The following is a 9,947-nucleotide window of genomic DNA, read 5'->3' on the forward strand; positions in this document are numbered from 1 at the left end:
CCTGCCTCGGCTGTCCATCAGCGGCGGTCCAGGTGCTGTCCACGCTGCTCAAGAGCGATGATGTCCGATGCGGAGCGCGGTCTCGTGCGGTCAGATCTGGGCGTGGACGGGGACCTCGCGAATCTGCGCTTGCTCTGCGGAACTGCGTTGAAGACCACCCCGAGCACGTTGGCGTGGACAAGATCCAGCATCTCTTCGGCCGCTTTGAGCCTTCCCTGGTTCGATCGTCCGTACCGGGCCACGACCACGACTCCGTCGGAGACCGCGCAGAACGCCCGTGCGTCCGCGAATGGAAGCAGAGATGCTGTATCGAGGATCACGATGTCGAAGGACTTCCGAGCTTCGTCGAGGAAGTGGTCGAGATCGGCGCTTCCAGATACCCCCGGCGTCCGCTCATCCGCTGATCCCGCGCCCATCATCCACAGACCCTCCTCGCCACCGGGCGTGACGACGTCGAGGAGGTCACCCGGGTGTGCAAGCACATCTGACAGGCCCCTCCGCTCCCCCGTTTCCAGCGTCTCGGCGAGCTGGGGATTGCGCACGTCGGTTTCGACCAGCACTGTGCGGTGACCCGCTTCTGCGAATGCAGCAGCAAGATTCAGAGCAACGGTCGAGGTTCCCTCGCCCCTCGACGAGGACGTGACTGCTATGGTGCGCAGTGCGTCCGCATCCGAGCGGAAACGCAGTGTGGTGCGAAGGTTGCGCAATGCCTCGAGGACAACCGACTCCCGGTCCGCGCCGCCGGATCTCCTGCGTCCGGCCCTGTTCACCGCAGGCACCGTCGCGAGAAGCCGCAGACCGCTGGCGGCTTCCACGTCGTCGACCGAGTACAAGGATGCGTCGGACCTCCCGCGCAGGATCACCAGACCCATGCCGAGCGCCATTCCGACCAGTATACCGAGCCCGTAATTCAAGGTCTCGCGCGGCGATACTGGATTGTCATCACTCGTGGGTCCAGCCACGACGTTGAGCCTGGTGTCCGCATCCGCGCTCCCCGAATCCTCGAGGTCGTTGACGAGCCGGTTGAAGTTGGTAGCGACGGACGAAGCAAGTGCAGAAGCCTCGTCCTGATCCGTGCTGCGGACATTGACGGTCAGTAACAACGTCTCGGCATCCCCGTTTGCACTGATCATGTCCTGGACCTCCTCGATCGGCAGGTCGGCACCGCTCGCCTTCGCGATCTGTTCGACGATGCGTTCGCTGGTGAGCAGACGCGCATACCCGACGATCCTCAGGCGGGCGAGCTCGTCCGCCTGCAGTGCCGTCTGACCTGTCGCTGTCGGAGCAAACACGTAGAACCTCACCGTGCTCTCGTAGACGGGAACGGTTGCAGCCGTGATGACGGCGGCTATACCCGTGCAGAGCAGGACCGAGAGGAGAACCATCCACCAGTTCCTCAGCGCGGAACGGACGAAATTGTCCTGGATCATCGATCTAGACCTGCCTTCATCAGGGGCGCCGACGGGCGCCTGGAGCACCTTCCCGGCTTTCACTCTCGTAGACCAGGCCGGCCGAGGACCACGACCCGGGCCGCGTCCACCGTTCGGTCGTCAGGTTACCCCGTCGATACGCTTGTGGACGATCAAGGTCCATCCTATTGGTACACCTGCATGCAATCATTGCTAGTCAAGGGCGCATCGAGCACCGCGAACGCGCCGGTCCTGGTGCCGAGCAGGGGGAGTGCAGTGAGGAAGCAAGACATGCGGGTTCTCGTCGCACATCCGAGTAGTGAGCTCTATGGGACCGATCGGGTTCTACTGGAAAGTGTCGACGGCTTCCTGGAAGCTGGGTGGACGGTCGGAGTGGCCCTGCCTGTCGACGGGCCGCTGGTACCGGAGCTCCGCAGGCGGGGCGTTGCAGTCTACCGGTGCAGTTCGCCTGTGCTGCGGAAGAACCTCATGTCCCTCGGAGGAGTTGCGCGGCTTGCTGCCTCGAGCGTCATGGGATCGCTTCGAGGGCTGCGCTTGATCCACCACTTCGCCCCGGACGTGCTCTACGTGAACACGATCACGATCCCACTGTGGCCGATACTGGCACGTCTGACTCGGCGTAGGGTCCTCACTCATGTCCATGAGGCGGAAGGCAGCGCGTCCAGGCTGCTGCAGATTGCTCTCGCCGCCCCTCTCCTGATCGCCACCTCGGTCGTCGCCAACAGCACGTACAGCTCCGGCGTCCACGTTCGTGCCCTCCCCCGCCTCTCGGGACGCCTCAAGATCGTGTACAACGGGGTACCAGGACCCTCAGGTGCCGCACCTGCACGGCGTGAGACGCCCAGTCCACTGACGGTGCTGTACGTCGGCCGACTGTCGTACAGGAAGGGCGTCGACGCCGTCATCGACGCCGTCGGGGAGCTGACCAGGCGATCAGTGTCGGTACATCTGGACATCGTTGGCGCCGTCTACCCGGGGTACGAGCCCTACGAGGCGACGCTGCGTGAAAGTGTTGCACGGCAGGGCCTCGAGTCGGTGGTCTCCTTCCATGGCTTCCATGCCGATGTATCTGCCTTCCGGACCGCTTCCGACGTCGCGGTGGTCTCCTCCCGGCTCGACGAGCCGTTCGGCAATACAGCCGTGGAGACCCTTCTCGCGGGACGCCCGCTGGTCGTCAGCGAGACGTCGGGACTGAAAGAAGCCGCGGGGGGTTATGAGAGTGTTCAGTTCGTCCCGCCCGGCGACGTGCTGCAGTTGGCACAGGCCCTGCAACGTGTCGCCGAGGAATGGGGTCGTTACCGGGATGCCGCCGCGCGGGACTCCGTCTCTGCCAGCGGCAAACACGGGACAGCCGCCTACCGACGGGCCATATCGGAGGCACTGGAGCGGACGGCATGGACCGACGATTGAGGCGGACGACCTCACGCGCGTCCCGGACCGCAGCGGCGGGCGACGACGGCGACGGGATGTACCGACAATCGGCGGCGGTACGAGGTATCAGGTGGTCGATGCTCGCCGTGATCGGCCGCCAGGGCTTTCAGATCGTGGGCGCCTTGATCATCGCCCGAATACTCGGTCCGGAAAGTTTTGGCATCATCAGTGTGGCCAGCATCTATGTCGTCCTCGTGACCTTGTTGCTCGATCAGGGGCTGTCCGCCGCACTTGTGCAGCGTCCTGACCTCTCGCCGCGAGCACCGGGGGCAACGGTCACGCTCAATCTCGTCATGGCCGTGCTGCTCGGAGGTCTGACCTGGGTGATCGCACCGGCGTTGGCCGATTTCTTCTCCGTTCCCGAACTGGTCCTGATTCTCCAGATCCTCGCGGTCGCTTTGCCCGCCAAAGCCCTCGGCATCGTTCCTCGGGCCGTCCTGGCCCGCCGCCTGATCTTCCGTGGCATGGCAGTCTCCGACGTGGCAGGTGCGGCGTCAGGAACCGTCGCAGGTGTTACCTCCGCACTGCTCGGCGCAGGCTATTTCGCTGTTGTATTCCAGGTGATCGCCACCGATGTCGTCGCCGCCGCTGTGCTCCTGCTCGCAGCGCGAGGACCGGCCCCCAACGTGAATCTTCGTGAAGTTCTCCCGCTCCTGAGATTCAGCGTCGGAGTGTTCGGCGTGAACGCGCTCGCCTACTTCTCCAGGAACATCGACAACATCCTCGTCGGCCGCTACCTCGGCGTCACGTCGCTGTCGCTGTACGGCATGGCCTACCGAGTGCTTGCTGTTCCGGTGATGCTGTTCGGTCAGACGGTGAACCGGGTCATGTTCCCCGTGTTCTCCCGGACGTCGTCCGACAAGGCGCTTGTGTCTGCGAATCTGCTCACGTCGATGCAGGTCCTGTCGATGCTGGTGGTCCCCGTCATGGTCTTCTCCGCCTGTGCATCTCCCCTCCTCGTGACGCTTGTCCTCGGTCAGGACTGGGTGGAAGCTGCCCCGCTGCTGAGCGTCCTTGCGATAGCAGGAGCCCGGGAGACCATTTTCTTCATCGCGCCCTCCCTGATGCGCGGACTGGGACGAGCGGGGCTGAATCTGCGGTACGAGATCCTCGCGACCGTCCTCCAGGTGTCGGGCATCGTCGTCGGACTACAGTTCGGGCTGCTCTGGGTAGCAGTGGGGTACGCCGTCGGCGGCTTCCTGCTCACCCCTGTCCTCCTGGTCATCCAGTCGCGCCTGTCCGGCGCTTCTGTCGGCGCACAGGTGGCCACCATCTGGCCCGCTGTGCACTGCAGCATCTGGGGAGCGGCTGCCTACTTCGGCGCAGGGTTCGTCGATCTACCGGCCGGCCTTGACCTGCTCGCCGGCCTCGCTGCCTTCATCGTCGTCGCTGTGGGGGTCCTTCGGCTGGTTCACCGGGACAGGACACGTGTCTTTCTCTCACGAGTGGCAACCCTGGCCGCCATCCGCAGGTAGACCCGTGACGCTGCTTCCACGAAAAAGGACCACGATGCCCGTACCCGACACCACGCCTCTCGTCATTGCCGTCCTCACCTTCCGACGGCCCGATGACCTGGCTGCCATTCTTCCCGCACTGGTGACCCAGGCGAGGTCGAGCACCATCCCGGCTTCCGTTGTCGTCGTCGACAACGATCCGGCGGCAAGTGCACGGGCGTTCGTCACTGCTCAGGACCCGACCATGGTGCGTTACGTCCACGAACCCGAACCAGGAATTGCGGCAGCACGCAGCCGGGCCATGACCGAAGCCGGCGCTTCCCGATTACTGGTCTTCATCGACGACGACGAACGACCGACGGAGGGCTGGCTGAACCACCTCCTGGCAACCCAGAGGCGTACAGGCGCGGCGGCTGTGGTTGGACCGGTCATCTCCGAGTACGCCCATCCTCCTGATCCCTGGATCAGCGCAGGAAACTTCTTCACGCGTCGAAGAATGCCCACAGGAACAGCGGTCACAGTAGCGGCGACGAACAATCTCCTGCTCGATCTGGAACAGGTACGGCACTTCGGGCTGGCCTTCGACCGCCGGTACGGATTACTGGGAGGCGAGGACACCCTCTTCACGCGTCGTCTGTCGCAGCAGGGAGGGAAAATCGTCTGGTGCAATGAGGCCGTAGTGGTGGATCGTGTACCAGCGAACAGGCTGACCCGCTCGTGGGTCCTGCACCGGGCCTTCAGCAGTGGAAACAGCTGGAGCCGGGTCAGCCTGGAACTGGCCTCGACGACCGTAACGCGTGTCCTCGGTCGGATCAGGTTGGTCCTGGCTGGGCTCATGCGCATCGCTGGAGGTTCCGCGCGGGTCGTCCCGGGAGTAGTCGGGAGGTCCTTGACATGGCAGGCCAGAGGAGCACGGACAGTTGCACGCGGCGCCGGCATGGTTTCCGGAGCGATCGGCTACGTGTACCGGGAATACCGGCGCACGTAGCCGACTCCCGATCAGGGCACGCTATCGACAACCACATCGTCGAGGGTCACGACCACCGGTGCGTTGGAAGCTCCACTCGACAGGTAGGTGAAGATCCCGATACTCCCCGATGACTGCAGCGCAGCCGTGGAGTCAGTTGCTGTGACCAACCACTCCGACGGCTCCGGGGAGCCTGCGGACCACACCTTCGCACTGAGTGTCGTCGGTGCAACGCCGACGACACGCAGGCGGATCTGCAACTGTTGACCTGGGCGGTAGCGCAGGCCAGGGACCGACCGGGACATCAATGAGGTCTCGGTCCCTCTCACACTACGCGTGGCGTCGAGACGGACGGCCCCGTCGGCGGCGATCTGGACCTTGGCCTGATAGCGGTCGTTCGGACCCACGCTGCGTCCCGAGAGCCAGAAGTACGTGCCACTTCCGCTGCCCAGCTTCGACAGCGCCACTCCGACGGTGGAGTCGGTCCGCGTCGAGGCCACTCCGGCGACGCCTGCTGACGGTCCGGCCCCCGGACGATCGAGAGTGATGCTGCCGACTCCGTCACGCACAGCAAACATCGATGCGGAGCCGCTGGTCGTCCAGGGTCCGCCCTCATCGGCACTGCCGAACCCGGAAGGAACGGTCCGTTCGAACCCGTCGCGGACGAGCCTACCGCCGACTGGGGGCGGACCATCGTCGACGACGGTGATCTGGCGTGTGGCCGACGCCGCGGCCCCGTCGTCGTCGGTGATGGTGAGGCGCACCGGATAGGTTCCATCCCCGGCGTACTCATGGGTCGCGGTGACGCCGGTCGCTGTTCCGCCATCGCCGAAGTCCCACGTGTAGGATCGGACCGTCCCGTCCGGGTCGGTGGAGCCGGACCCGTCCACGGTCGTCCTCAATGAGTCGACCGCGACGGAGAAGGCCGCCGTGGGAGGCGTATTTCCGGGTCCTCCTGGATCACCCGTAGGAACTGCAACACCGACCGTGTCCGACCCCACGGTGTTACCGAAGGGGTCAGCCGCCAGGATTTGGTAGGTGTGGGTTCCCGCCGCCAGCCCGCGGTCGACGACCTCGATGAACGGTCGATTCCAGAAGGTCGACTGGCCGTCGAGGGTTCGTACGGCCGATCCGGTGTTTCCGTCCCGGATGATCCGGTAGGTGAGGTTCTGATTGTCGCGGTCCCAGTTCGACTGCCACCGGACCCGCACCTCTCCTGCGCGCAGATAGGTCAACACCAGCTTCATCCCGCTGCCCGACAGTCTCGGTCCGTCCGCGTTGGGAGCAATGGCCGGGACAGCAAATCGGACGAGGCCCTGTTGCGCTCTCCCGTTCACATTCCGGAATTCTCCGGCCAGGACGACGTACTGTTCAGTGCCGCTGACCGTCCATGGGCCCTGGGATTGTCCGGTAACGGTACCGGTGTCCAACTGTGGGTACCAGGTGAGGAGATCAGGAGCTGGGCGGCCGGTGAAACTGGGATACCCGTAGATGTCAGCGGTCGCCGTCCGGGTGGCGGCCTTGCTGAACCCGATTGCGCGCCACCACGTCCTCGGCTCCGTCTGCGGAAACCCACCGATGTTGCCGCAGTAGTGCGCATGACCTGCCGTGTACACCGCGGTCGAGGATGCCCAGATCCCATAGGTATCACCATGGCAGTCCTCGACCCACGCGAGGTCACCGTCAGACCATCGTCCGCTGAAGGCGCCCTCGAGATTCCCGCCGGTACCGAAGATGTACCCGGTTCCGTAGAAGCGGGTCCTGTCGGAGGAGAGCGAGAGTATTGCCGAGTCCTTACCACCGTCGCGCACGACATCGTTGACGCGTAGCGGAAGCGTGGCCCCCGAAGCGGCGTCGACCCGTCCGAGACCATAGCCGGGGCGGCCCGTACCGTTGAGCGTGGTGAAGGCTCCGCCGATGATCACCTGCGACCGATCAGGTGATACGACGAGCGCATTGACCCTTTCGTTCGCGACGGGCTTCCATGGCAGGAGCGATCCGTCGGTCGCCTTGACTGCGGCCAGGCGGGACCTGGACGCCGAGCCCACGGACGTGAACGCTCCACCCAGGTACACCGTGTCGCTGGTTGCTGCAATGGCACGCACGGACCCTCCCATCCGCGGGTTGAAGCTTGTGACCACTTCTCCCGTCGAGGGGTTGAGAGCAACCGCGCGCAACCGCGAGATTCCGTTGACGGAAGTGAAGTCTCCTCCGACGTAGATTCTGGAACCGTCGGGTGCAGCAGCAATCGCCAGCGCCTGCCCATTGAGGTCGGGGGCGAACGACGTCACCAGGGCACCTGTGGTCAGGTTGTAGGCGAGGATATTGTTCCGCGTCACGGTATTCGTGTTCGGTGTGGCGCCCGCGGGCCGAGCTGTCGTGAATTTCCCTGCGACGTAGACCGTATTGCCGACGATCACCTGCTGCCACGCCACGCCGTTGATCTGGGCGGTCGGCAGGGCGTCCGTGGATACCGTGACGGGCGTCGCCGGATTCGCCGGGTCCAGGGGGGCGGTGTCCGCCTGAGCTGGTGGGCTTCCGAACATGGTCAGGCAGGCGAGGAGAATGCACAGAGGAATATTGGCAACTCGATTCCATCTGTGCCTTAGGGCGCCGGTTGGGCGAGCGGTCCGGATGCGTGCAACCGGCCCCTCTCTTACTACTGAGCGATCGGTCATGACAGACCTGCCTTCATCGTGCGATGTGTTGCCTGGTAGAGAGAGAAACGTCGGGCCGGGAGCTCCGGCCGTCCGGTTCTGCAACCACCCGCCTCGGCCTAGGCGGGCTCGACGGAGAAGGCGTCCGCTATCGTGCTCCGATCGCCTTCTGAATACAGTCCCCGGATCCAGGTGTCGTTCCCGGAACCTTCGACATTGTTGGTGGACATCAGCGTTCGTCCCTGCGTGCCGGGTATCAGCGCGAAGTGCCTTGGGACGGGGGAGATCTGACGGACCGGAATCCTCGAGCGCAACGCCGTCCAGTGCAACCAGACGTCGTCGGCCGTCGGACTCAACTCGCGGAAGGCCGCACCGCGCGCCGCCAGTGCGGTGAGCATCGCCGGTGGATAGATCACGCCTGAGACACCCAGACCGAAGTTGGAGAAACCAGGCGTGGTATCGGTGCAGTTCGGCCAGGTGTGGTAACTCGCAAGGTGCTCGCCGGTCAGCAGGATGCGGCTCGCCCAGTGGCAATTGATGCTGGACGGATGAAGCTCGTAGGCCTCGTAGAGCCGGTTCAACCAGTCCTGCGGGTACATGATGTCGTCGTCCGCCGTGACCAGCGGCAGCTGGTGCTCCCGCTGCGACCGCACGAAGGGGTAGTACTTGGTGTGTGGACCGTAATTCTCGCTGAGCCTGATCTCCAGTCCCCGTCCTTCGAGCCGTCGAAGCGCCGCCGGCCTCTCCTCGTAGAGAACTGCGTCGTCCATCCACAGGACGATCCTGGAGGGCTTGATCCTGCCACGCGCAATGGACTCGATGGCGACGGCGGCCGCACCAACCCGGTCACCGTAGGTGGTGAGTGAGACGACAAGGGGTGCGTCGCCGATGACCGGGCTACGGTCGACGACGTTCCGCACCCGCAGATACGACCACAGCGCTCGGTTCCTGATCCTCTTCAATGCCTTGCGCAGTCCTTGCACGCTCGTCAGCGAGAGCGATGTGCCGGAGTGGGGTGGGTGAGCAGTCATGGGATCCTTCTGATTCTCCTGCGAAGGCCTCAGCTCGGCCGGGACCTGCTGGACGGGGCTAGGGCAGCGTGCTGATTCTGAGGTCGTCGAAGCTCGCGGTGATCGGCGCATTGGTGGCCGATCCGGACAGATACGTCATCAGTCCGACACTCCCGGCCGACTGCAGCACCGCCGTATCATCGGTGGCGGTCACGGCCCATCCTGTCGGCTCTGCCGTTCCGACCTTCCAGATCTTCGCGTTCACCCTGGTCGGCGAGTTCCCGGTGACCTGGAGGCGTACCTGCAGTTGCTCACCCGCTGCGAGACGCAGCCCGGAGACACTGCGCGAGGCAAGCGTCGTCAGGGTCCCGTCGACCACCCGCGTCGCGTCCAGACTCACCGCACCCGAGGACGAGACCCAGACCTTCCCGCGATACTCGGCGGACCCCACCTTCCGCCCCACCACATACACATACGTCCCACCACCGCTACCGATCCTGTCCAGGCCGAACTTCACCGTCGCCTCCGTGTCCGCCGACGACACAGATGCCAAATACGCCGACGGACCAGACCCGGCACTATTCATCCGGATCGAACCGACACCGTTCGCCACCGAGAACAACGACGACGAACCCGCCAGGGTCCAGGCACCGCCCTGCTCGGCGGTACCCAGCCCGGAAGACACAGTCCTACCGAAGGAATCCGCCGCAAGGACACCGTCTCCCGCAGGAGCCTGGACAACTGTCACATCCTTCGACGTACTGTGCGTCGCCCCCTTGTCATCCGTGACGGTCAACCGCACAGGATAAGTCCCGGCAGCAGCATACGTATGCGACGCCTTCACACCAGTCGCCGTCACCCCACCACCGAAGTCCCACGCATACGACTCGACCGTCCCGTCCGAGTCAGTCGAACCCGACCCGTCCACCGCGACACCCAACCCATCGACCACCGACACGAACCCAGCCACCGGCGGTACATTCGCAGGAGCCTGGACA

At 64.6% G+C, this 9,947-nt stretch carries 8 protein-coding genes and 1 pseudogene (2 of these 9 only partly in view); 3 read left to right on the forward strand and 6 right to left on the reverse strand.

Translation table 11 applies throughout. The features are described from left to right. Positions 1-17: 17 nt before the first annotated feature. Positions 18-1,430 (reverse strand): tyrosine-protein kinase domain-containing protein, encoded by a 1,413-nt coding sequence (locus tag E8P82_RS03110; protein WP_136453033.1) that lies wholly within the window; start codon positions 1,428-1,430, stop codon positions 18-20. A gap of 450 nt (positions 1,431-1,880) precedes the next feature. Here E8P82_RS03110 and E8P82_RS03115 point away from each other — a divergent pair, with 450 nt between their 5' ends. The 3 genes from E8P82_RS03115 to E8P82_RS03125 are packed head-to-tail and all read left to right on the forward strand — an operon-like array spanning position 1,881 to position 5,303. Beyond that, a complete protein-coding gene (locus E8P82_RS03115; protein WP_246020916.1) occupies positions 1,881-2,840 on the forward strand; it encodes a glycosyltransferase family 4 protein in 960 nt (319 codons plus the stop codon). Next, the gene (locus E8P82_RS03120; protein ID WP_168796472.1) at positions 2,825-4,336 is read left to right on the forward strand and encodes a lipopolysaccharide biosynthesis protein; all 1,512 of its coding nucleotides are present in this window, start codon (positions 2,825-2,827) and stop codon (positions 4,334-4,336) included. The genes E8P82_RS03115 and E8P82_RS03120 overlap by 16 nt, the downstream gene beginning before the upstream one ends. A gap of 34 nt (positions 4,337-4,370) precedes the next feature. After that, a complete protein-coding gene (locus tag E8P82_RS03125) occupies positions 4,371-5,303 on the forward strand; it encodes a glycosyltransferase family 2 protein (RefSeq protein WP_136453036.1) in 933 nt (310 codons plus the stop codon). Between the two features lie 11 nt (positions 5,304-5,314). Here E8P82_RS03125 and E8P82_RS03130 read toward each other — a convergent pair whose 3' ends face one another. After that, entirely contained in the window at positions 5,315-7,828 is a 2,514-nt protein-coding gene (locus E8P82_RS03130) for a PKD domain-containing protein (protein ID WP_168796473.1), read from the reverse strand. A gap of 230 nt (positions 7,829-8,058) precedes the next feature. Then, positions 8,059-8,970 carry a glycosyltransferase family 2 protein gene (locus E8P82_RS03135; protein ID WP_136453038.1) on the reverse strand — a complete coding sequence of 304 codons (912 nt, stop codon included), beginning with the start codon at positions 8,968-8,970 and terminating at the stop codon, positions 8,059-8,061. A 58-nt stretch (positions 8,971-9,028) separates the two neighbouring features. Further along, positions 9,029-9,745, reverse strand: a complete 717-nt coding sequence (locus E8P82_RS03140) for a hypothetical protein (protein ID WP_246020917.1) — start codon at positions 9,743-9,745, stop codon at positions 9,029-9,031. 3 nt (positions 9,746-9,748) lie between these two features. After that, positions 9,749-9,947: pseudogene (locus E8P82_RS15480) on the reverse strand (PKD domain-containing protein); its annotated part runs 11 nt beyond the window's last position; the annotation flags it as partial. Then, positions 9,855-9,947, reverse strand: the 3' end of a protein-coding gene (locus E8P82_RS15240; RefSeq protein ID WP_136453040.1) for a LamG-like jellyroll fold domain-containing protein. It continues 2,790 nt past the right edge of the window; only the last 93 of its 2,883 coding nucleotides appear in the window; its start codon lies beyond the right edge, outside the window; the stop codon is at positions 9,855-9,857. The gene E8P82_RS15240 and the pseudogene E8P82_RS15480, both read right to left, overlap by 104 nt.

Origin of the sequence: Arthrobacter echini, assembly GCF_004803505.1 — a bacterium.
In the GTDB taxonomy this organism is placed as follows: Bacteria; Actinomycetota; Actinomycetes; order Actinomycetales; family Micrococcaceae; genus Arthrobacter_D; species Arthrobacter_D echini.

Bases quoted from the DNA above. Each gene is read 5' to 3' on its own strand.
- E8P82_RS03110 (WP_136453033.1), bottom strand. From the start codon at position 1,430: ATGATCCAGGACAATTTCGTCCGTTCCGCGCTGAGGAACTGGTGGATG.
- E8P82_RS03120 (WP_168796472.1), top strand. From the start codon at position 2,825: ATGGACCGACGATTGAGGCGGACGACCTCACGCGCGTCCCGGACCGCA.
- E8P82_RS03125 (WP_136453036.1), top strand. From the start codon at position 4,371: ATGCCCGTACCCGACACCACGCCTCTCGTCATTGCCGTCCTCACCTTC.
- E8P82_RS03130 (WP_168796473.1), bottom strand. From the start codon at position 7,828: ATGTTCGGAAGCCCACCAGCTCAGGCGGACACCGCCCCCCTGGACCCG.
- E8P82_RS03135 (WP_136453038.1), bottom strand. From the start codon at position 8,970: ATGACTGCTCACCCACCCCACTCCGGCACATCGCTCTCGCTGACGAGC.